This is a genomic window from Paenibacillus sp. H1-7 (assembly GCF_022354825.1).
Classification (GTDB): domain Bacteria; phylum Bacillota; class Bacilli; order Paenibacillales; family NBRC-103111; genus Paenibacillus_S.
The window spans coordinates 1,471,271-1,494,230 of sequence record NZ_CP031168.1; the positions used below are offsets into that span (position 1 = coordinate 1,471,271).

Below are 22,960 nucleotides of genomic sequence, written 5' to 3' on the forward strand. Positions count from 1 at the left end.
ACGGTTGACATATTATGGATGAAGGTATACGATTTCCGTATTCCAACATTTCGGTGAAAGGGGTCAGATGAACATGCAATCCATTCCAATGCAGAGCACGCATCAAGCGAATGATCAACGTGATCTTGGCGCAACCATTTCACCCGCATATCGAATGGATACTTCATCGCCCCATACAGGTTTATGATGTCGTCGGCTTGCTGTACGTAAGGCAGCAGGTTAGCATATCGACATATACCCGGCCATGGACGCTTGAGTCCATGGTCTTTTTTGTATCCCGTAACGGCTGCTGATGGCTTCTCGTAATACTTTCACCATGTTCGTATAAGCTGTTATCGATCAAAATAAGGTAAGAATTATAGATCAAAGGAAGGTGCATTATGGCTATCGTTCAATTAAGGTCCGCCAATCCGAGCTTTTCATTCCTTATTAAGAAAAATCCAAGCTCCGGCGCACAAATTCGTTCCATCCGCAAGGGAATTGCCTACGGCTGGTATACGAATGACTCCGCATTCAACGTCTATTTCAAAGACGCGGACAATGACATTTCCTATAAGCAGCACGAGCAGGAGGAGTTTGAATATTTGAACGTTTCCCGTTACAACACTCCTCTGTTTCCGCTGAATGCGATCAATGAATTTTTCAACGCTGCTCTGAAGGCACACGACCCGAGAGATATCGAGGGATATGAGCACACGTTCTACATCCATATGATTCATATTGAGCGGCTGCAGTATATAGCATTTTTCGAAAAGCATATGGACGGCTTCACCTTCGAGCTTCAGCATCGGGCCCACAAAAGCTACTCGCTTACGGTAACGACAAAGCAAAGCCTATACCGGCTGCTGCATACGGTTAGCGTGCTGTGTTTGTTTCTCGCTGTCTTCGGCAACGAAAATATCGATATTTCGGACAGCATTTTGGATAAATACATCAAGAGCATCCAAATCATCGACGCGCCTTTCTACATTAGAAGCTTGTTTGTGAGAAACTTTCTGCCATCGAGAGAGCGGTTCAAGAAATACAAGGCGGAGCTGGAAAAAACACCCCGTTACGATATCCAGTTCGATTTTGGCGGAACGGCGATGCAGCGCAGAAATTATATCACGAACGCGCTGCCGTTCGATAAATCCATTTTGGATGTCGGTTGCGGTGAAGGGTTTTATGCCATTCCTTTTGCAGGAAAAATCGACGGCACTTACTATGCGGTAGATATTAATGAAGAAGTACTGCAGTCCATGCTGCACAAAGCCGGGGCCAAAGAGATCGATAACATTGTCGGGTTCCCGTCCGTGGATCGTTTTCTGGAAGAGTACAACGGGGAGCGGGTCGATGTGATTATGACCGAGGTTATCGAGCATATGAGCGAGGAAGAGGCCCAACAGCTGATTCGGCATATTTGCAGCCATGTCGATTTCGATCGGTTTGTTATTACGACACCGAACTTCGATTTCAATCCGTTTTACGAACTGAGCGGCTTCCGTCATGACGACCATAAATGGGAGATGAGGCAGGAGCCGTTCAGACAATGGCTGACGGAGATTATAGAGCAATTCGACCTGCAATGCGAGTTTGTGGCAATCGGGGACGGAGTGAACAATATTCAGACGACGCAAGGCGCTATTTTGAGGAAAAAGGGGGCATAACGATGGAAATTCGCACTCAAGTTCACACCATTTTTATGATGATCGGGGCGACGGAATGCGGCAAGACGACCTTTGCCAAGGAGGTTCTCATCCCCCAGCTGAAAAGCTCGGATGTAACCCATAACGCAGTAACCAACGTGCAGTATATTTCCTCCGACAGCCTCCGCCAGGAAATTCTCGGGCACGATTACGACAAGTACGATCAAGTGATGCTGGAAGCCAGCGAGCAGGCGTTCCATCTGTTGTTCGAGAAGCTGAGGATGGTCACTTCGTTCCCCGTTAATGCAGAGTTTGTTGTGATCGATACGACCGGGTTGGCCGAGGAGTTCAGAAGCAAGGTCAGAAGCATTGCTCACGAAAACAACTACAATCTCGAAGTGGTATTGTTCGACTACCGGAACCGGGTAGATTACTACGCCTCGGAGCGTTCGAAAAAAATCATCAGCAACCATCTGAACCGGCTTAGAAAAGAGGTTCTCGGATCGCTGTCGAGAGAAGGGTACGCGAAGGTTCACAAAATTCGCAGCAAAGATTTTTATGGCGTTGAAGAGGGGACTGCCAATCCGGACTACAAGGTCGTGGTCGAGAATATCGGGGAATATAGGTCGACGATGCTTCCGCAGGATCAGAAATATATCGTAGTCGGCGACGTCCATGAATGCGTGAACGAGCTGAAGGGGCTGCTCCTAAGCCATGGCTTTCAAATCGAGAGCGGTAAGCTACTGGCGGCGGGGAAGGTGAGAGATACGAAGATTGTGCTCGTAGGCGACTGGATCGACAAAGGGCGGCAAACGAGAGAAACGGTGGAATTTTTATACGTGAACCGGGAGCACTTCTTGTTCATTATGGGCAACCACGAAAATTTGGTTTATAAATATTTGAACGATGAAGTATCCGGCGTTGATCAGGAGCTGCTTCATACGTATTTCGACTCGATTCAGGTGCTGGCGGACGATCCGGACCTGTTGGACAAATTCAACGCATTGGTTCACCTATCCAAGCCGTTTTATCGGATGACGGGCGGTTCGGGGCCGACGTATTACATTACCCATGCGCCGTGCAAGAACAAGTACATCGGCAAGCTGGATGCGGGCTCCGTCCGCCATCAGCGCAATTTCCGGGTGGATCGTTCCATGCCGCTGGAGGAGCAGCTCTCGTTCTTGAAGCAAGAGGCGGTCAGCAATCATCCGTACCATATATTCGGACATATTGCGGCCCAAAGCGCGTTCCGATTGAAAAATAAGCTTCATATCGATACGGGCAGCGTTCACGGCAACCTTTTGACCTCAGTGAGCCTGTCCTCCTTCAAGCCTTTTTATAAGTCCCATAAGTCCAGCCGGGCTGTGATGACGGAGGAATTAACGACTTTGTTCAAGGGGGAGCGCAAGGTTTCGATTCAAGATTTGGGCGAGGAAGAAATGCGCCGGCTGCACTTCTGCTCCCGCAACAAAATTAATTTTATTTCCGGTACAATGTCCCCGGCCGATAAGGACGAGGCGGCTCAGGAGCTGGAATCGCTGAAAGCGGGACTGGATTATTTCAAACAGCACGGCGTGGATGAAGTGGTGCTCCAGCCGAAATATATGGGCTCGAGATGCAACGTGTATTTGCATAAGGATGTGGAGCAATGCTTTGCCGTCAGCCGAAACGGATACAAGATCCAGAGGGTGGACCTGACGGGCGTCTACCGCAAGCTGCTCGAGAGGTTCGGCGGCTACATGAATGAGAATCGGGTCGCCATGCTCATATTGGACGGAGAGCTTCTACCTTGGATGGCCTTGGGAGAAGGACTTATCGAGAGGCAGTTCAGGCCGATAGAAAAAGCTTTGGAAAGCGAGCTGGATTTCCTGAAGCAAAACGGCTTTGAAGAAGCATTCGGCAAGCTGGCCGGCGAATATGAGGCAAGCGGGTTCGAGAAGGATCAGTTCCATATGTCCAAAGAGGCGCTTAGCGACAAGTACGGAGCATACGTGTATCAAAACTATAAATATATGCATGATATTTTGGCCGCCTATGTTCCGCTCGATGTCCATAGGGAAGCCTATGCAATCTATAAGAAGCAGCTGGAGATCTATGCGGTAGAGGGCGAGCTTGAATACAAGCCGTTCGGGCTGTTGAAAATGATCTATGATAACGGGGAAGAAACCATTCCGAGCTGGTGTACGTCCGAGGTGTACGGGTTTGTATCCGGGGACGAAGCGTTGACGATTCGTCTATCCGATCCGGGCAGCTACGAGCAGGCGGAGCCATTCTTCAAACGATTGACGACAGACCAGCAAATGGAGGGCGTAGTGATCAAGCCGGAGATGATGAACGGCAAATCGGCTCCTCATATCAAAGTTCGAAACCCGGAATACTTGTCAATCATCTACGGCTACGATTACCGGTTTCCGCACAAATACCGCAAGCTGGTGAAGCAAAAGAACACGAGCCGGAAGCTGCGTACGTCGATGAACGAATACCGTCTGGGGCAAAAGATGCTGTCCGTACCTTTCGAGGCTATTTCGCCGGATCATACCGCGTACAAGGAAATAGCGGCAAGCTTGTTATTCGAGGTAGCTCAAGAACGGGAAATCGATCCGCGGCTGTAATACAATAGATTTAATATCAGAAAGAGAAGTGAACAATGAATTCGCAATGGGAAACAAGCTTAAGCAAGTTGTTGACCAAAATGCTCCGGCATACGCCGGAGGATTTCGGTCTTATATTGGATCCGATGGACGGGTCATGTCCGTTGGAAAAAGTAGTAACCGCCGTGCAAGCAGCAGGACCCAAATGGTCCTGGGTGCAGCGCGAGCATATAGAGCAAGTCGCCGCCCATTCGGATAAGCAGCGATTTGAAATCACCGAGGACCGCATTCGGGCAAGGTACGGGCACAGTCACGATAAAGTGCGCTACCCGGCCGCGACCCCGCCGGTCCGTTTATATCACGGGACGAACCTCATGGCGCTGTCGGCTATAATGCGTGAGGGAATACGACCGATGGGGCGGCAGTACGTGCATTTATCTGCCGGAACCCACTTCGCCTCCATGGCGGGAAGCCGAAGAGGGGAGCTCGTCCTGCTTGCCGTAGATACGGTCAGGGCGCAGCACGCCGGGGTAACCTTCTACTTCGCGGGCAACGAGGTATGGTTGGCCGGCTTCATCCCTCCTGAATGCTGCTCCGTATTCGAAACGCAAGAAAAGGGGAATGATTCCAATGAATAATCTGCCAATGAATAATCTAATTGATATCGGAGTCAATCTGATGCACCGCTCGTTTCACGAGGACCGCGACCAGGTCGTGGCCAGAGCGGAGTCAAGCGGGGTGTCGCCGCTTATTATTACAGGAACAAGCTTAAGAAACAGCATCGAAGCGGCGCGTTACGCGAGCCGCATGCCGGGCAAATGTTATGCTACTGCAGGCATTCATCCCCACGATGCGAAGAGCTGCAATGCAGAGACGATACCGAAGCTTAAGGAGCTGGCTGTCCTCCCCCAAGTCGTAGCGATCGGAGAGTGCGGTCTGGACTACAACCGCGATTTCTCCCCTCGGGATATTCAGCGCAAATGGTTCGCGAGCCAGCTTCAGCTGGCGCAGGAGCTGAATATGCCGGTGTTTTTGCACGAAAGAGACGCCTTTCCCGATTTTGCGGCGCTGCTTCGAGAGCATAAGCCGGCAAGAGCGGTGGTCCATTGCTTTACGGGCAATGAGAAGGAGCTTATGACCTATTTGGACATGGGTCTCTACATCGGCATTACCGGCTGGATTTGCGATGAGCGCCGGGGCAAGCATTTGAAGGCGCTTGTCAAACGGATCCCGCTGGACCGTCTTATGATCGAGACGGACGCTCCGTTCTTGACCCCGCGGGATTTGCCGGCTAAGCCTGCCGATGGGCGCAATGAGCCTGCATTTTTGCCGCATATACTGCAATCCGTCGCCGGATGCATCGGCAAGTCCGTTGAAGAAACGGCCCGGGCGACTACGGAGACGGCGAAACGTTTTTTTGGCATATAGGCATATATTTGAAGCGATCAAATATAGATTCGGAGTGGATAACAGTGGCATACCAAACGATAGACGGCGTTCGCGTATGGGGATCGCCGGACGAAGGGGCTTTGTCCCAAGCGGTTACATGCGCCAGGCATGGGAACGTTGTTCAAGCATTGCTGATGGCGGATCATCATAAAGGGTACAGCCAGCCGATAGGAGGCGTCGTAGTGTACGACGGCCAAATCTCGCCGTCCGGCGTAGGCTACGATATTGCCTGCGGCAATAAGGCGGTGAGAACGAAGCTTATGGCATCCGAGGTGAAGCCGCATATAGCTAAGCTGATGGATCGGATCGCCCGGACGATTTCGTTCGGCATCGGACGTGTGAACAGCGAGAGGGTGGATCACGAGCTGTTCGATGACCCGGACTGGTCGGTCTATGCAGCGGTAGGGCGCCAAGAGCACGACAAGCTGAAGTCACTGGCCCGGGATCAGCTCGGGACTGTCGGAAGCGGCAATCATTACGTCGACCTGTTCGAGGAAACGGTGACAGGGCGGCTGTGGATCGGCAACCACTTCGGCAGCCGCGGCTTCGGACATAAGACGGCAAGCGGATTTATCAATTTGGCGGCGGGACGCAATTTCCTGGGCAATGCGCCGGGAGAGAAGATGGATCAGCCTCCGGTGCTGCTGGAGCTTACAAGCGAGCTTGGGGATATGTACTACCGGGCGATGAAGCTGGCGGGCCGTTACGCCTACGCGGGCAGGGATTACGTCATCCGGCAGGTGCTGTCCATTCTGGAGGCCGAGGCGGATTTGGAGGTCCATAACCACCACAATTATGCCTGGAAAGAGACGCACAACGGCAAGGAAACGATCGTCGTCCGCAAAGGAGCCACGCCTTCGGAACCGGGGCAGCTTGGTTTTATCGGCGGCAGCATGGGCGATATTTCGGTGATCGTCAGAGGCAAGGATACGGACGAGAACCGTGAGGCGTTTTACAGCACGGTACATGGAGCGGGAAGGGTCATGAGCCGAACACAGGCAGCCGGGAAGATGAATTGGAAAACCCGCAGCCGAACAGGCGGCCAAATCTCCGAAGCCCAAATGAAGGAGGCGGTCAAAGCCTTCGGCGTCGAGCTTCGCGGAGCGGGAACGGATGAAAGCCCGTTCGTATACCGCAAGCTGCAGCAGGTGCTGGACGCTCATGCGGAGACGGTCGAGGTGCTGCATGTGCTGAAGCCGATCGGCGTCTGTATGGCCGGAGCGGATGAATTTGATCCATATAAGGATTGACGGCGCCCGATTGGAACAAGCTAAGGGATGCAAGCTTTTGGTAATATCTCTAACGTTTGGCGCAGGTGCATGATTTAATGCAGAGAGGAGCTGGAGCCGTGAGCAAGGATGACTTCGGCAATCGGATGAAGCAATACGAGGACGCCTACCGGATGTATTTGCCGCGGCGTCTTCCGGTCGTTCTCCGCATTGACGGCTGCCACTTTCACACGTTTACACGGGGATGAATAAGCCGTTCGATGCTCAGCTTACAAGCGCGTTATGGGAAACGTGCAAATATCTCGCAGCGCAAATGATGGGCTGCAAGCTGGTCTATCACCAAAGCGACGAAATTTCCATCCTGCTGACCAACTATGACAAGCTGACAACGCAATCGTGGTTTGATAATAACTTGCAAAAGATGGTGTCCGTATCCGCGTCGATGGCTGCCGCCAAATTTAATCAAGAGGTCGGGAAGTATTATCCCGGCAAGGAGCTTGCCGTATTCGACAGCAGAGCGTGGGTATTGCCGCACGATGAGGTTGCCAACTATTTTATATGGCGGCAGCAGGACGCGACGAAAAACAGCATCTCCATGATGAGTCAGGCTCATTTTCCGCAGAAGGAACTGCAAGGCCTCGACGGCAAGCAGCTGAAGGATAAGCTTTTTACGGAGAAAGGGGTGAACTGGAACGATCTTCCCGTCTGGCAAAAACGCGGAGTGTGCATTACGAAACAATATTACTCGAAGGGGACCGTGCAAAGGAGCAGATGGGATGCCGATCCGGACACCCCTATCTTCACTCAAGACAGAAACTACATCAACCAACATGTGTACCTGGATAAGGATGAGTGACGGTGGAGTGTGTCATTTTTATAGGAATTCAGGCTTCAGGCAAATCGACCTTCTATAAGGAGCGGTTTTTCGATTCTCACCTACGAATCAACCTGGATATGCTTAAGACGAGACACCGGGAGGCTATTTATATCGCCGCTTCGCTCCAGGCCAAGCAGCCTTTCGTACTGGATAACACGAACCCGACGGCGGAAGACAGGAGCCGCTATATAGCGCTCGCCAAGGAGCATAAGTTTCTTATAACAGGCTATTATTTCGAGCCGGATGTCGCCGAGTCCCTGCGAAGAAATGAACTGCGGTCCGGCAAAGGCAGAGTACCCGAGGTCGGCATCTTCAGCGTAAGAAAGCAGCTGCAATTTCCCGATTTTCAAGAAGGCTTTGATGCGCTTTATACGGTGGTATCCCAAAACGGTGAGTTTCAAGTTACGGAATGGCCCGTGCCTTAACTCCGATCGATCGTCCTGAGGGCATGAACGCCGAAAAGCCTCTCACCGAAGTGAAAGGCAATAATCGTGAGCATCATCTGGCATTAGTCTACTTCCGGCCCGCAGCATAGCTGATATGTAGGTGGAGAACCGCTTGGAACAGATGGCATGACCAGTTGGAGAGGAAGCGAAGATGGGCTTCAACCGTTGATCAAGGTAGGATGCGGAGAGTGCCGTCGAGGGGAAAATCGTGAGGAAGGGTTCGGGCTAATTCATAAAATGCTTAAGACGCATCAGTAAATCTATTAAGGCTCCCCCAATAAGAAAATAACTGATAACAAAGCTTAAAAGGACAAGAGATACGCTTTTGAAGATTTTACCAATAATTTCAACTCAGCTCCAATTCGAATCTAGTAACAAGAGAGTGCTAGACAGCACTTTGTATAAGTTACAATATCTAGAAGATTTTCGCAAGTTTTGCGCGCCGTCGCGCTCTCTGGTAACAAATGAGCCTTGCGGCAAGCGCTGCAAATCTAGACTTTATTTAAGCAAGATGGTTAAATAGAATAGATGATAGACTGCGGCTTCATAGACGATCAGACCCTATTAAACATACCTACTAAACATAGAGGATTATCGAATGAAAAATAAATTTGAGATCGATTCCGCCTGCTTGATTCTCGGCTTGCAGCTGGAGCTGGCGCTCAAGCACTTGGAGGAGCGGCAAATCGAATACCGGCAGCTCGATAACAAATATTATACCGATGAAAACGGACTAGAAGAGCTGGAGAAGCTCAAGCATACGAACGGTTAGGTGCTTTCGGCTTCAGCCGTTTGCATGCTCATGCGGCTCGGGAGGTTATCTTCGGGGAAAGAGGGGACGAAATGCTATTTTACATTTTCGCCGTCTTGGCTGCGGCTGTCGATCAAGGCTCCAAACTATGGATCCGTGCCCACATGGAAGTCGGCGCCTCGACTCCTGTCTGGGATTCCGTCCTTCATTTCACGCATTATGAGAACAGCGGCATGGCTCACAGCCTGTTTCAGGGATACGGGCGTCTTTTTGCCCTCTTCGCGGTATTGTTTATAGCCGGTGTGCTGTATTATCGAAAGAAGGGCGAGCTGAAGGGAAGGCTCATAGATATCAGCATGGGGTTCCTGGTCGGCGGAGCCGCAGGCAATGCAATAGACCGGATATTATTCGGCAAGGTGACCGATTTTCTGGAATTTACGTGGAGCCATGGGATTATGAATCTGGCTGACGTGGCCATCAATATCGGTGTATTGCTGTTTATTGCAAGTACTATAGCCGGTGTTGTCAAAAGCAAAATAACCGACGCGGCATAACGGCAAGCAAATAAGCAAACAGGAGATAACAAGGATGGATAACAAGAAGCAAGTTCAAGCGATGTTGACCGAAAATCCGGATATGGTATTCGATGAGGTGATCCAAATAACGATTGCCGGCCAAGACATTGCGTTTTGGCTGAAATTCGCTTCCGAATGGGGCGGAGTCCTCTATTTTATGGACGACAAGAACACGAAACAATTCGAGCAGGGAATCATCGGACAGGGAGAGTATGAATTTTCCCGTAGAACGTACCGGCTCGGTCTTATAAGGGTTACCGGTTTGTACGACAAGCTGACGGCGTGGTCCAAACAAAACGGCTCCGGCGGAGACTATACGTACGGCATGGACTCATTGGAATGTTATTTCATTCCGGCGTATTTGAAGGATTACAGCGGAGCCAATGCCGTAGTCAAAAAGCAGGGCGAAGCGTACATTCAGTCGATACAGCAGGCGTTGGGACAGCAAGACAAGCTGGAGGATAAGCTCGGGAGCATACAGGAGCTGGTGCACGAATACATTGCGAATATGCATCAGTATGTGAAGTGATAAAGGGGCTTAACCGCCCCGGCTGATTACACGGAGATGAGCTTGTTGCTCGTGATGCCTAGAAATTGGAACGCCTTGGTGATCATCTCGCTCGGATCTTCTCCGTAAAAATGCTTGGATATGTGGCTCATGCCAGTCCGCTGGCCCAATCGGTCGAGCTGATTTTTCATCAGCTTCGAATTGCATAACACCGCTACCTTGAGGCAGTGCGGGAGCATCCACTTCTGCAGCTCCTCGATCTTCTCGTTCGCCTCCGGCGTAAATACGAACGGCTGGCCGTCGGCTCTCATGCCCCGGTTATCAATCAGCAGCTTGATGTGGCCTTTGGAAAGATAAGTGCAGGCCAGCTTCAGGTCGAACGCGATCTTGTTCACATCCTCTACGCTCAAAACCCCTTTGATTTGCCACGAAATAACTTGCTCGTCAAAATCGATATTGTAGACGAATCGCTCGCTCAATGCTTTCTTGAACTCGCTTTTCAAATAAGCGGAATGCATGGAAAATCTCTCGTTGTCAAAAAAATAGCTCATGTCTACATCCAATGCATTGGTCAACTTGTAAATGTTCTCGAGAGAAACGTTCCGCTCTCCGCGCTCGACGCCGCCGATGTAGGAGCGGTCCAGTCCGGCACGCACCGCCAGCGCTTCCTGGGACATCCCTGCTTTAAGCCGAAGCTCTCTTACTCTTTGACCAAAATTGGACAAAATGTCCATACGACAGACCCCCAAACCCTTGTCGGAAAATGGTTTTCCGGCATTCTATCTGAACTATTATAATGCTCATTATAATAAAATCTACAGCTTTAATATACCATTTTTTATGAAATTTCGTCGAATTTCGTCGTTTATTTTAGCGAGACGTGAAAAAGAGCTGTCCCTTAAACAGATTGTGGCCGTTTGCGGGACAGCTCTTTATCCAAACCGTTGTTACCTTCGGATTAGAGCTACAGTTTAAAAGCGTGGATCGTATGCTGCAAATTATCCGCCAGCTTGGACAAATGGGACGCGGATGCAGAAATCTCCTCCATGGAGGCGAGCTGCTCTTCGGTAGCTTGAGCGACGTTCTGCGAATTTTCGCTTGCGCTCTTGGCCAGCGATGCCGTAGACATGACCGAGGCGGTAATCTGTTCGGTCGCCGCAGCCATTTGCTCGGATGTCGCGGATACCTCCTGCACCTCGTGATTAATAAGCTGAATATCGTTCAAAATGTGAACGAACATATCTCTCGTCGTTTCAGCCACCTCAATGCCTTCGGTAACCTCCTTCGTTACGGAGGTCATTGATTCGATAGCCTGCTTCGTTTCGTGCTGGATTTCATTGATTAAGGAAGCGATTCGCTCCGCTTGCGCGCTCGATTGGGCGGCAAGCTTCTTGACCTCGGCTGCGACAACGGCAAAGCCTTTGCCGTCTTCTCCGGCCCGGGCAGCTTCGATAGAAGCGTTCAGCGCGAGCAGGTTGGTCTGATTGGCAATTTCCGCAATCATCGACAGCATTTCTCCGATTTCCTCCGAACGTATGCCGAGGCGCTGGATGATGCCGGAGGTCGTCCCTGCGGACGATTGGATGGAGCTCATTTGCCGGACGACCCGCTCGATGGAACCGTTGCCTCTTTCCGCATGGCTCGAGGTTTCGATCGTTCTCTCGGACACGGCGGACGACGTTTCGGCGATGCGCCCGATGCCGACCGCCATTTCTTCCATAGCCCGGGCCGTTTCCTCGGTGCTCGCCAGCTGCTCGGCGGAGCCGTTAGACACCTCCTGCACGGATGCGGACACTTGTCTCGAAGATTCCGCGGTTTGCTCTGCACCGGCAGCCAGTTCCTCCGACATAGCCGCCACCTGCGACGACGTCTCGGCGGTCAGAGCGACGGTATGGCGCAAGTTGGCAACCATCGTCCCGGCAGCTGCTGCGAGATCGCCGAGCTCGTCCTTGCTGCGTGCGGTAACGGGCTGGACGCTCAGATCCCCTTCGGCAACCTGCACGATATGCCCGGTCACTTTCTTCAGAACGACAACGATCCTTAGATGCAGGATCCAGAGTACAATGCCGGCAATAAGCAGGCTCGCCGCCATAATGCAATAGATGAAGATGCCCCCGCCTTTATGGGTATCGGCCACTTCTTGTCCTGCGGCCAAAGCGCCGTCATGGTTGTTTTTTTTCATCTCGTTAAAGATCAGCTGCATGTCGTCATATTTCTTCTGGCTGTCATTAAGCAGCTCCACCGCCCGCGCCGCATTGTTGGCCCGGCTTGCTTCCAGGGTAAGCCGGTTCGTTTCTTTAAACGCGTTCCATGAGCTTTTTAGCTGCTCCATCTCTTTCTTTTCCTGATCCGTTGTTACCGTAGCTTCGTACACGCTCAGGTTCGTATCGAATTTATTGTACAGCTGCGTAATGCTGTTACTGAGCATGTCCATGCCCGCGCCGTCTTTCTCGTCCCTGTGTCTGTAAGTCAGGTTAAGCACATGCTCGGCCTCGAAATTCATTTCGTTGATCGATTCGACCCCAGGCAGCCAAATCGTCGTGATGGCGTCGACCCGTCCTTTCATGTAATCCATTGTCTTGACGGAAAAGTAACCTAAAACAAATAGTAAAACCAGAACAATGCCAAACCCGAGCATCAGCTTCTTGCCGACTGTGAATTTCATGACCGTCACCTCATAGTATAGTAGAAAGAAAGTTATCTATATTATTATTCGACAAATATCATGCTACAGTTTACAGTAATCTTATTGATTTAGGTTGATTATCGTATGGGTGAGGCTAGTAAAGGGAATGATGGTAAGAAGAAACCTTGGATGTCGGGCAGGCTTGAATCCCCGTTTTTCGGAACTTGGGCGCGCAAAAGGAAGATCCTACTTGCAACGGCACCGCAATTTTCATATAATAATTTAAAGTTGCATACAGCAAAAATGCTTTGACGGAGAAGAGTACGCAGTGCCTCTTTACAGGGAGGAGCCGCCGATAGACTGAGAGCGGTTCTACAGATACAGGCTGCCGAAGTTCGCTCCCGAGCAGTTCTCTGAAACCACGGATGGACCGCGGCAAGTAGGGGATTACCGGCCAGAACGCGATCGCGTTTGGAACCGTTACATTCAATGAAGTGAGAAGGCATGATCTCCGCCCGGCGTCGAATGCTGCGAGCGTGAGGTACATAGGTCCTTCTAACAAGGGTGGTACCACGGCTTTTTCGTCCCTTATCCGGGATGGAAAAGCCTTTTTTGCGTTGGAGCGACGCAAGGGCTGTGCAGGCCGGGTAAGACGGCGGCAGGCGGGATAATGCGGAACAACCGCGTTACAGAGCATAAGCAAATCTTTGAAGGAGGATGACAGATGAAAGAGCGTTTGGAAGCTTTGAAGGTTGAAGCGCTTCAGGAGCTGGAGCAAGTAACCAATCAACAGCAGCTGGCGGAAATGAGAATCAAATATTTGGGCAAAAAAGGTCCGTTGACCGAAATTTTGCGCGGCATGGGTGCGTTGAGCGCGGAGGAGCGTCCTATCATCGGCCAAGTGGCTAACGATGTGCGCGGCGCGATTGAAGCGGTCATCGAGAGAAAGCAGGAGGAGTATCAGGCGGCGGAGACCGAAGCGCGCCTTCGCGCCGAAACGATCGACGTAACCCTTCCGGGCAGACCGGCTCCGGTAGGCGCAACGCATCCGATCAACAAGGTCATTCAGCAGATCGAGGACATTTTTATCGGGATGGGCTACACGGTTGCGGAAGGACCGGAGGTTGAGCAGGACTACTACAACTTCGAAGCGTTGAACCTGCCGAAAAACCATCCGGCTCGCGACATGCAGGATTCGTTCTACATTACCGAAGAAATCTTGATGCGTACGCAAACCTCCCCTGTGCAGGTACGCACGATGGAGAAGATGAAAGGCGAAGTGCCGGTCAAAATCATTTGCCCGGGCAAAGTGTACCGCCGCGACGACGACGATGCGACCCACTCCCATATGTTTACGCAAATCGAGGGGCTTGTCATCGACCGCAACATCCGGATGAGCGACCTGAAGGGGACATTGCTGCAGTTCGTGCGCGAGCTGTTCGGCCAAAATACGCAAATTCGTCTGCGTCCGAGCTTTTTCCCGTTCACGGAGCCAAGCGTGGAAGTCGATGTTACCTGCGCCATGTGCGGCGGTTCGGGCTGCCGAGTATGTAAGCAAACCGGCTGGCTGGAAATTCTCGGTGCCGGTATGGTGCATCCGAACGTGCTGGAGAAGGGCGGCTACGATCCTGAGGAATACAGCGGCTTCGCTTTCGGCCTCGGCGTAGAGCGCGTTGCGATGCTGAAATATGACATTGAGGACATTCGTCATTTCTATACCAACGATCTGCGCTTCTTGAAGCAGTTCGCCCATTTGTAATCGAGAGGAGTGTTAACAGGACATGAAAGTATCTTATCAATGGTTGTCTGAATATGTGGACGTGAGCGGATATACGGCGGATGAGCTGGCGGAAAAATTGACGCGCAGCGGCATCGAAGTCGACATTGTAGAAAAGCGCAACAAAGGGGTGGAGAAAGTATTCGTAGGGTTCGTCAAAACCCGCGAGAAGCACCCGGATGCGGATAAATTAAGCGTTTGTACCGTTGACGTCGGTCAGGGCGAAGACCTGCAAATCGTATGCGGAGCAAAGAACGTGGACGCCGGTCAAAAGGTTCCTGTAGCCATCGTCGGCGCGAAGCTGCCGGACGGCTTGGTCATCAAGCGCGCGAAGCTGCGCGGCGTCGAGTCGCAGGGCATGATCTGCTCGGCCAAGGAGCTTGGCTTGAACGATAAGCTTCTGCCGAAAGAAATTCAGGAAGGCATACTCGTGCTGCCTGAGGATACGAAGGTCGGAGACAGCATTTTGGATGTGCTGGCGATTAACGACGAGGTGCTTGACTTCGACTTGACGCCGAACCGTTCCGACTGCTTGAGCATGCTGGGAGCGGCGTACGAAATCGGAGCGATCCTGGGCAGACCGGTGCTGCTGCCGGACGCCGAGAAGGGAATGGAAAGCCAAGGCTCCGCAGGTCAAGCGGCAAGCAGCATTTCCGTCGAGATTACGGCCAAGGAGCAATGCTCCCGCTATGCGGCGCGTTATATCGAGAACGTGAAGCTGGGACCGTCCCCGCTGTGGATGCAAAACCGTCTGATGGCGGCAGGCGTTCGCCCGATCAACAACATCGTAGACATTACCAACTACGTTATGCTCGAATACGGCCAACCGCTTCATGCATTCGATGCGGATAAGCTTGCCGGCGGCCATATCGACGTGCGGATGGCAAAAGAAGGCGAAACGATTGTTACGCTGGACGGCGTGGAGCGCAATCTGGAGCCGCACATGCTGCTCATTACGGACGGTACGAAGCCGGTGGCGCTTGCAGGCGTTATGGGCGGCGAAAACTCCGAAGTAACGGACGGTACCGTACGCATTTTGCTCGAATCGGCCAAATTTGACGGAGGAACCGTACGCAAAACGTCACGTCAATTGGGTCTTCGTTCCGAGGCTTCCCTGCGCTTCGAGAAAGAAGTGAATCCTGAGGCGGTTATTCCTGCATTGAACCGCGCTGCTTCCCTGATGGCGCAATATGCCGGAGGACAGATTGCGGCGGGCATCGTTGAGGCGTCGACACAGCAGACGAAGCCGGTCCGTATCGAGTTGAGCGTTACCCGCATCAATCAATATCTCGGAACCTCGCTGTCGGCGGAAGAGGTAAATGCGATTTTTGAACGACTGAACTTCGCGGTAGAGGCGCAAGGCGAGACGTTCACTGTCCATGTACCGAGCCGTCGCGGAGATATTACGCGCACGGTCGATCTGATCGAGGAAGTGGCCCGTTTGTACGGCTACGACAACATTCCGACGACGCTGATGAGCGGAGTCACGACTCCGGGCTCTCTGACGAAGGAGCAGACGATCCGCCGTTTGACACGCCAAGTTTTGTCCGGCAGCGGCTTGCACGAAACGATCACGTATTCGTTCACCCATCCGGATCTAATCGGCGAATTTCCGGGCGCTTACCCGCAGGCGAAGCCGATCGCTCTGTCCATGCCGATGAGCGAGGAGCGCAGCACCTTGCGTACGAGCCTCATTCCGCATTTGCTGGACGTGGCTGCATACAACGGCAACCGAAATACGGCCGATGTAGCCGTGTTCGAGATCGGCAAAGTGTTCGTTACGGATGAAAGCACGTTAACGAATCTTCCGCAGGAACGCATGCTGCTGGCCGCTTTGCTTACCGGCAAACGCCACGAGACTCACTGGACCGGCAAAGCCGGCGATGTGGATTTCTATGATTTGAAAGGCGTATTCGAGCGTCTAGTCAGCTTCCTCGGCATTCAAGGCATCGGCTATAAGGCGGCCCAACAGGAAGGCTTCCATCCTGGCCGTACCGCTCACATTACATTGGAGACGGCTGAAGGGACCAAAGTCATCGGTACGATCGGCCAGCTTCATCCGGCATTGCAGCAGAAGAAGGATCTGGCGGACACTTATGTGCTTGAGGTGGAGTTCACGGAGCTTGCGGCTGCGGCTGATGAGCAAATTACCCATAAGCTGCTGCCTCGTTTCCCGTCCATCGGACGCGATATTGCGGTCGTGGTCGGCCGTGAGGTGCAGGTTGGCGACCTGATCGCCAAAGTCCGCGAAGTGGCGGGCAGTCTGCTCGAATCGATCCAAGTGTTCGACATTTATACCGGAGACCGTCTGGGAGCCGACAAGAAGAGCGTTGCTCTTGCTCTCGTCTACCGCACTCCGGAGCGCACGCTCACGGATGAAGAAGTCAGCGAGCTGCATGCCAAAGTTGTATCTGCACTGGAACAAACGTTCGATGCGGAGCTTAGAAAATAGCATTTTTCCGTTAACCCGGAATTTGTCATAAAGTGCCTTGCATACAGAAGGAAAAAGGGTTCCCCGTATCGAAATATTATGAGATACGGGGAACTTTTTTTGATAATTGCGCATTCAAAAAAGTCAGGCTTTCATCACCAAGAAGATGGGGAACGGCTTTTTTTGAAAAAACGCAATAAGTTTTGCCTCTGTAACGTTCGAAAGGAGAGCTTGCTTGTGAACCCTGATGATAAAATCCGGATGACGGTAGACATATACGGCACCCCTTATAAGCTGGTTGCCAAAACAAGCGCAACCAACTTGAAGAGAGTCGTAATGCAAGTGAATGACCAGATGCACAAAATAGCCGCGGGCTCCCCGCGTTTGGATACACCGAAAATTGCCGTTTTGGCGGCAGTACATATGGCTGACGATTATTTCAAAATGCAGGACGATATGGAGCAGCTGCTCGAAAAGCAGAAGCAGCTGGAGAAATCCCGCGAAGAGCTTTCCCATCTGAAGGAGCGGCATGCGGTTGTTCTTCAGGAGCTCGAGGTCGAGCGGGAAAAGCTGACGGAGCTCGAATCCGGACGAAGCAAGCTGGAGGAGGAAGCGTCCCGGGCGCAGGCGGAGGCCGACAGACTGAAATCGGCGCTCAACCAGTCGGAGCAGGAACGGCAAAGGCTGCTGACGCAGGTCAAGGCCGAGAAGGACCGGAGCGGCGCCTTCGAGCAGCAGCTTGAGGAGCAGCGCAAGACGGTGGCGGAGCTTGAGGAGCTGAGCCGGATCCAGGAGGAGGAGCTTGCCGAGCAGGCCGAGCGCGCGCGGGCCGAACAGGATTCGCTGCAAGCGGCCGTAGAGCAGTTGAAGCTGGAACGCGAGCAGTTCGAAGCTCAAGTATCGGCCGAGATGGATCGTCTGAAGGCTCAGACGGCGGCGGAACGTGAGCGTCTCGAAGCTCAGCTCGAGAGCGAGCGCGAGCTGCATGCGTCGGAAGTGAAGAGCGGACAGGAGCGGCTCCAAGCGGAGCTGCAGGCCGAGCGCGAGAAGCTTCAAGCGCTGATTCAGGCGGAGCAGGAGCGCAGCGGAGACCTGGAGCAGCAGCTCGAGGAGCAGCGGAAGACGGTGGCGGAGCTCGAGGAGCTAAGCCGGATGCAGGAGGAAGAGCTGACGGAGCAAGCCGAGCAGGCGAAGGCGGAGGCAGCCCGCTTGCAGGAGTCCGTTGAGCAGCTTCAGCAGGAGCGCAGGCGTGTTGAGGCTCAGGCTGCAAGCGAGCGTGAGCGTCTCGAAGCCGAGCTCGAGAGCGAGCGTGGAAAGCACGCCGCCGATATCAAGGCGGAGCAGGATCGTCTGCAAGCCGAGCTGGAAGGCGAGCGCGAGAAGCTGCAAGTGCTGATCCAAGCAGAGCAGGAGCGCAGCGGAGGCTTGGAGCGGCTGTTGGCCGAGCAGCGGACGTCCGCAGCGGAGCTGGAGGAGCTGTTCCGCCTGCAGGAAGCCGAGCTGACGGCGCAAGCGGAGCGTGCCCGGTCCGAAGCTGCAAGGCTGCAGGAAGCGCTGGCGGAGCTGAAGCAAGAACGCGAGGAAGCGGAGCTGCAGGCCGTAGCAGAGCGCGAGCGGCTGGAAGCCGAACTGGCGGCCGAGCGTGAGAAGCACGAGGCGGAGCTGCAGCAGGCGCTGGAGCGTCAGAAGCAGGTGCTTGAGGAAGCGGAGCAGAAGGTCGCAGCAGAACGCGAGCGGCTCGAAGCCGAGCTGGCGGGCGAGCGTGAGAAGCACGAGGCGGAGCTGCAGCTGACGTGGGATCTGCAAAAGCAGGAGCGCGAGGAAGCGGAGCAGCAAGCGGCAGCAGAGCGCGAGCGTTTGGAGGCGCAGCTGGCGAGCGAACGCGAGAAGCATGAAGCGGAGCTGCAGCAGGCGCTGGAGCGTCAGAAGCAGGAGCGCGAGGAAGCGGAGCAGCAGGCGGCGGCCGAGCGCGAGCGACTGGAAGCCGAGCTGGCGAGCGAACGCGAGAAGCATGAGTCAGAGCTACAGCAGGCGCTGGAGCGTCAGAAGCAGGAGCGCGAGGAAGCGGAGCAGCAGGCGGCGGCCGAGCGCGAGCGACTGGAAGCCGAGCTGGCGAGCGAACGCGAGAAGCATGAGTCAGAGCTGCAGCAGGCACTGGAGCGTCAGAAGCAGGAACGCGAGGAAGCGGAAAGTCAAGCCGCCAAAGAGCGCGGACGCCTGGAAGCTCAGCTGGCGGGTGAGCGCGAGAAGCACGAAGAGGAGCTGCAGCTGACGTGGGATCTGCAGAAGCAGGAACGCGAGGAAGCGGAACGTCAAGCTGCCGAAGAGCGCGGACGTCTGGAAGCTCAACTGGCGGGTGAGCGCGAGAAGCACGAAGCGGAACTGCAGCAGGCGCTGGAGCGTCAGAAGCAGGAGCGCGAAGAAGCGGATCGTCAAGCCGCTGAAGAACGCGTGCGGCTCGAAACGCAGCTGCGCAGCGAGCACGATCGCATTGCTTCGCTGGAGCGGCAGCTGGAAGAGCAGCGCCAGGCAGCGGCGGATCTCGAAGAGTGGAGCCGGATGCAGGAGACCGAGCTGATCGCCCAGTCGCAGCGGGCTCAGAGCGAAGCAGCCGAGCTGCAAGCGGCGCTGGCCAAGCTGCGTGAGGAGCATCAGGAAGCGGCAGCGCAGGCAGCCGCTGCTCAGGAGCAGTCGCAAGCGGAGCTGGATCGTTTGGTGGCGGAGGCTGTTAGCGAACAAGAGCGTCTGGAGGCGCAGCTTGCCGGCGAGCGCGAACGTCTGGAAGCAATCGTAATGAGCGAACACGAGCGTGCCAACGGCTTGGAAGCACAGCTGCAGCAAGAGAAGCTGTCGGCTTCGGAACTGGAAGAGCTGAGCCGGATGCAAGAGGAGGAGCTGACGGAGCAAGTGAAGCAGCTTCAAGCCGAAGCGGCCGGGCTGCAGTCGGAGCTTGCGCAGCTGAAGCATACACTGGAGCAAGCTCGAGAGCAGTCGCGAGCGGAGCAGGAACGCTTGACGGCGGAAGCCGCAGGCGAGCAGGCGCGGCTTGAGGGAATGCTTCGCGAAGAACGCGAACGTCTGGAAGCACAAGCGATAGACGAGCGTGAGCGGGCAGGAGCTCTGGAGCTCCAGCTTCAGAAGGAGCGGGAGGCTTCCGGAGAGCTGATGGAGCTGAGCCGCATGCAGGAAGCCGAGCTGACATCCCGTGCGGAGAAGCTGCAGGCTGAAGCCGAGCGGCTGCAGCTGGCGGTCGACCAGCTGGAGCAGGAGCTCGAGCGCGGTCTCGAGGAGCAAAGCGAGCTGCAGGCCCAGCTGGAGCTCAAGGACAGCATGCTGAGCGAGCGGCAGCAGCTGCAGGAGCAATTCGAGCAGCAGCTGGACAAGCAGCGTCAGGAGCTGCAATCGCTGCAGGCGCAGCTGAACGAACAGAAGAGCGAGTCGATGCAGCTGCAACAGCAAGCGGAAGAGCAGCGGAAGCGGTACGAGGAGCTTGGATCGCTGAACGAGCAGCTGACCGTACAAATCGAGCTGCAGCAGCAGGCTTACGAGCTGCAGCTGGAGCAAAATCAGGTGCTGCAGAAGCAGCAGCGCGCCGAGCAGCGTCAGGCCGCTTTGCTCGAGCAGCAGCTGCACGAGCAGCAAGAGCTGCAAAGTCAGCTGCAATCGGAGCTTAGCCGTTGTGCCGAGGAAAGCGGGCTGCTGGAGTCGCGCTTGCAGGAGCAGCAGCAGCTTGCCGACAAGGCAGCGGCTGAACTGCAAGCCGCACTAGAGAAGCAAGCCGACCTGCAGCGCGAGCTGGACGGTCAGCGTGAAGAAACCCAGCTTCATGAGGAGCTGTACAATGAGCTGCAAGCTCAGCACAGCGAGCTGGAGCGTCAGCTTCGCGAGCAGGAGAAACGCAGCCTGGAGACGCTGCGAGCCGGCGAAGAGCTGGCCGCATCGCTGAAGGAACAGCTGGAGCAGCGGGAAGCTCAGCTTGCACAGCAGCAGCAGCAGCTGGCTGCGCTGCAGGAGGAAGAGCGTACACTGCTTGCGCAGTTCCGCGAGCAGCAGGCTTATCAGCTGCAGCTGCAGGAAAGCGCGAGCCAGTGGCAGCGCCGGTGCGAGGAGCTGACGGCGCAGTCAGACGAGCTGCGCAAGCGGAGCGCCGACCAGCGTGAAGAGCTGGAGCTGCAAGAAGAGCTGTACAAAGAGCTGGAAGGCGAGTTCAATGAAATGAAATCTCGCATGAAGCAGCAGGAGAACGACAGCCGCGAGCAGATCAGTCAGCTGGACGCACGGCGTCATGCTCTTCAGGAGCAGCTTCAAGGGCAGGCCGAGGCAGCCGCAGCTCTTGAGGTACAGGTGCAGAACGGCGCGGAGCGTCTCTCCGAGCTTGAGAAGCTTTATCTTGAACAGCTGGAGCGCAATGAAGTCTTGATCGGTGAGCAATCGCAGCAGCAGCGCCGCCTGGAAGAACTGGAGAGCAAGTACGGCCAGAGCGAGCGGCATAGCGGGGAGCTTGCCGGGGAATTAGAGCAGATCCGTTCCCGTTATTCGGCTCACGAAGAAGAGCTGCAGCTTCAGACCGAGCTCTATAACGAGCTGCAAGCTCAGTTCAAAGAGCAGGCTGATGAACATCGGGCACTTCAAGAAGAATATAACGATCACCGTGAACGGGCTCAGCGCGTCTACACCGAACTGCAGGAGCTGAAATCGGAGTACGAAAAGCTGCAGGTCGAATATAACGAGTGGATTGAGCTGGTGGTTGATAATGATTAACGCTGACGGGCGGGGCCTGATAATATGAATGGACTGGATTGGACGGCAGCGGCGCTTGTCGTAGCGGGAACGCTGCTCGGCTACTACCGCGGACTTGTTAGCCAAATCGTTTCCGTTGCGGGGCTTATTATTGCGTATGTTGTCGCTTTTTCCTTCTACAAGCAGACGGCACCCTGGATCGCCGGGGTGCTTTCCCTGCCGGCCTACGAATCGTATCAGAAATTCGAATTTCTGGTTAAAGGGCTTCGTCTGGACACCTATATGTACAACGCTATTGCGTTTGCCCTGCTTCTATTCGGTGTCAAGTTCGCCTTGAGCCTGATCGGCAGAGTGCTCAACTGGATCGCTCTGACGCCGGGCCTTAAGACGATTAACCAATGGAGCGGAGCGCTGCTTGGATTAGCCGAAGCGGCCGTGCTGCTTGTCGTCGCCGTGCAGGTAATGACCGTTATTCCGAACGATGCCGTGCAGCATTTGTTAAAAACCTCCAAATCGGCGCCCTATATATTAGAAGCGCTGCCTACGGTATCGGATAAGCTTCACGAGCTGTGGAACAAACAAACGGCCTCCGTTTAGCAGCAAGAACAAACAAAAAAGGAAACCTCCGGGACCCGCTTAAAAAAGCGGATTCGGAGGTTTTTTCCTTTGAGCCTTATGTTCATCTTAAGCTTCAACAATCAGCTTGGCTTTCATGTTAATATGACCGGATCCGCAAGGGACCGAGCAAATGATTTCATAAGTGCCTTCTTTGTCGGCTTTGAACGATTTGGTTAGATTGCTTCCATCTAGCTTCACGCTCAACCCTTTAATTTCGACGCCATGAAGTCCTTCTTTGTTTTCCAGAGTGACCTTGATGTCTTGGCCTTTTTTCACTTTATATTCAGCCTGGTCGAATTTATAGTTCGAAGCGACCAGCTTCACCTCGCTGGAAGCTCCGGATCCTGCTGTAGCCGCTGCTCCGTTGGATGTCGATACCGGCTTAGCCTCCTCTTTTTTGCCGCAAGCGGACAATGCGAACACCAAGCTGACAGCCAGTGCCAATACGATGATTTTTTTCATCTGCGTTCCCCTCCATAAAATCTGGTAAAAGTGTTTACACCCCAAATCATACAGGATACCTGCATGGAATGCAGTGACAAACAGGTGAATTATGGAAGGCAAATTCATGAACTTATTTGTTGCTTGTGGCTTTGATCACATCAGAAATCGGCTTTTTGTGCTGTAAAGGGCGGCACAACCAAAAAAATCAGCCATGCGGTAGAAACCGCCGACTGATTTTTCCGGCATGGTCAGGCTATGGAACATCCGATGACA

The 22,960-nt window shown here is 53.8% G+C and carries 16 protein-coding genes and 1 pseudogene; 14 read left to right on the top strand and 3 right to left on the bottom strand.

Annotated elements, in window-relative coordinates:
* Nucleotides 1-380 precede the first annotated feature (380 nt).
* The 10 genes and pseudogenes from DVH26_RS06685 (at nt 381) to DVH26_RS06730 (ending at nt 10,072) form a co-directional block, all read left to right on the top strand.
* Nucleotides 381-1,646, top strand: coding sequence for a class I SAM-dependent methyltransferase (locus DVH26_RS06685; RefSeq protein WP_239632488.1), 1,266 nt, complete (start codon nt 381-383; stop codon nt 1,644-1,646).
* 2 nt (nt 1,647-1,648) lie between these two features.
* A complete protein-coding gene (locus DVH26_RS06690) occupies nt 1,649-4,237 on the top strand; it encodes a metallophosphoesterase (protein ID WP_239632490.1) in 2,589 nt (862 codons plus the stop codon).
* A gap of 35 nt (nt 4,238-4,272) precedes the next feature.
* Nucleotides 4,273-4,854 (top strand): RNA 2'-phosphotransferase, encoded by a 582-nt coding sequence (locus DVH26_RS06695; RefSeq protein ID WP_239632492.1) that lies wholly within the window; start codon nt 4,273-4,275, stop codon nt 4,852-4,854.
* Nucleotides 4,847-5,644, top strand: coding sequence for a TatD family hydrolase (locus tag DVH26_RS06700; RefSeq protein ID WP_239632494.1), 798 nt, complete (start codon nt 4,847-4,849; stop codon nt 5,642-5,644). Before DVH26_RS06695 ends, DVH26_RS06700 begins: the two co-directional genes overlap by 8 nt.
* A gap of 44 nt (nt 5,645-5,688) precedes the next feature.
* Nucleotides 5,689-6,915, top strand: coding sequence for an RtcB family protein (locus tag DVH26_RS06705; RefSeq protein ID WP_239632496.1), 1,227 nt, complete (start codon nt 5,689-5,691; stop codon nt 6,913-6,915).
* Between the two features lie 98 nt (nt 6,916-7,013).
* Nucleotides 7,014-7,750, top strand: a pseudogene (locus DVH26_RS06710) (tRNA(His) guanylyltransferase Thg1 family protein).
* Nucleotides 7,751-7,752: 2 nt separating this feature from the next.
* Nucleotides 7,753-8,196 carry an ATP-binding protein gene (locus tag DVH26_RS06715; RefSeq protein WP_239632498.1) on the top strand — a complete coding sequence of 148 codons (444 nt, stop codon included), beginning with the start codon at nt 7,753-7,755 and terminating at the stop codon, nt 8,194-8,196.
* A 619-nt stretch (nt 8,197-8,815) separates the two neighbouring features.
* The gene (locus DVH26_RS06720; protein ID WP_239632500.1) at nt 8,816-8,989 is read left to right on the top strand and encodes a hypothetical protein; all 174 of its coding nucleotides are present in this window, start codon (nt 8,816-8,818) and stop codon (nt 8,987-8,989) included.
* A 71-nt stretch (nt 8,990-9,060) separates the two neighbouring features.
* Entirely contained in the window at nt 9,061-9,522 is a 462-nt protein-coding gene (gene lspA / locus DVH26_RS06725) for a signal peptidase II (RefSeq protein ID WP_239632502.1), read from the top strand.
* A gap of 34 nt (nt 9,523-9,556) precedes the next feature.
* Nucleotides 9,557-10,072: a hypothetical protein gene (locus tag DVH26_RS06730; protein WP_239632504.1), complete on the top strand. Its 516-nt coding sequence runs from the start codon at nt 9,557-9,559 to the stop codon at nt 10,070-10,072.
* 26 nt (nt 10,073-10,098) lie between these two features.
* On the opposite strand, the gene DVH26_RS06735 is transcribed toward DVH26_RS06730, so the two are convergent.
* Nucleotides 10,099-10,785, bottom strand: coding sequence for a helix-turn-helix domain-containing protein (locus tag DVH26_RS06735; RefSeq protein ID WP_239632506.1), 687 nt, complete (start codon nt 10,783-10,785; stop codon nt 10,099-10,101).
* Between the two features lie 230 nt (nt 10,786-11,015).
* Complete coding sequence (locus DVH26_RS06740; protein ID WP_239632508.1) at nt 11,016-12,716, bottom strand: methyl-accepting chemotaxis protein; 1,701 nt, start codon at nt 12,714-12,716, stop codon at nt 11,016-11,018.
* A 685-nt stretch (nt 12,717-13,401) separates the two neighbouring features.
* Here DVH26_RS06740 and pheS point away from each other — a divergent pair.
* The 4 genes from pheS (at nt 13,402) to DVH26_RS06760 (ending at nt 22,222) form a co-directional block, all read left to right on the top strand.
* Nucleotides 13,402-14,436: a phenylalanine--tRNA ligase subunit alpha gene (pheS, locus tag DVH26_RS06745; protein WP_239632509.1), complete on the top strand. Its 1,035-nt coding sequence runs from the start codon at nt 13,402-13,404 to the stop codon at nt 14,434-14,436.
* A 22-nt stretch (nt 14,437-14,458) separates the two neighbouring features.
* The gene (gene pheT, locus DVH26_RS06750; protein ID WP_239632511.1) at nt 14,459-16,906 is read left to right on the top strand and encodes a phenylalanine--tRNA ligase subunit beta; all 2,448 of its coding nucleotides are present in this window, start codon (nt 14,459-14,461) and stop codon (nt 16,904-16,906) included.
* A 216-nt stretch (nt 16,907-17,122) separates the two neighbouring features.
* A complete protein-coding gene (locus DVH26_RS06755; protein ID WP_239632513.1) occupies nt 17,123-21,646 on the top strand; it encodes a hypothetical protein in 4,524 nt (1,507 codons plus the stop codon).
* 24 nt (nt 21,647-21,670) lie between these two features.
* On the top strand, nt 21,671-22,222 hold the full coding sequence (locus DVH26_RS06760; RefSeq protein ID WP_239632515.1) for a CvpA family protein: 552 nt from the start codon (nt 21,671-21,673) through the stop codon (nt 22,220-22,222).
* Between the two features lie 87 nt (nt 22,223-22,309).
* Here DVH26_RS06760 and DVH26_RS06765 read toward each other — a convergent pair whose 3' ends face one another.
* Nucleotides 22,310-22,705, bottom strand: coding sequence for a cytochrome c oxidase subunit II (locus DVH26_RS06765; protein ID WP_239632517.1), 396 nt, complete (start codon nt 22,703-22,705; stop codon nt 22,310-22,312).
* Between the last annotated feature and the right edge of the window lie 255 nt (nt 22,706-22,960).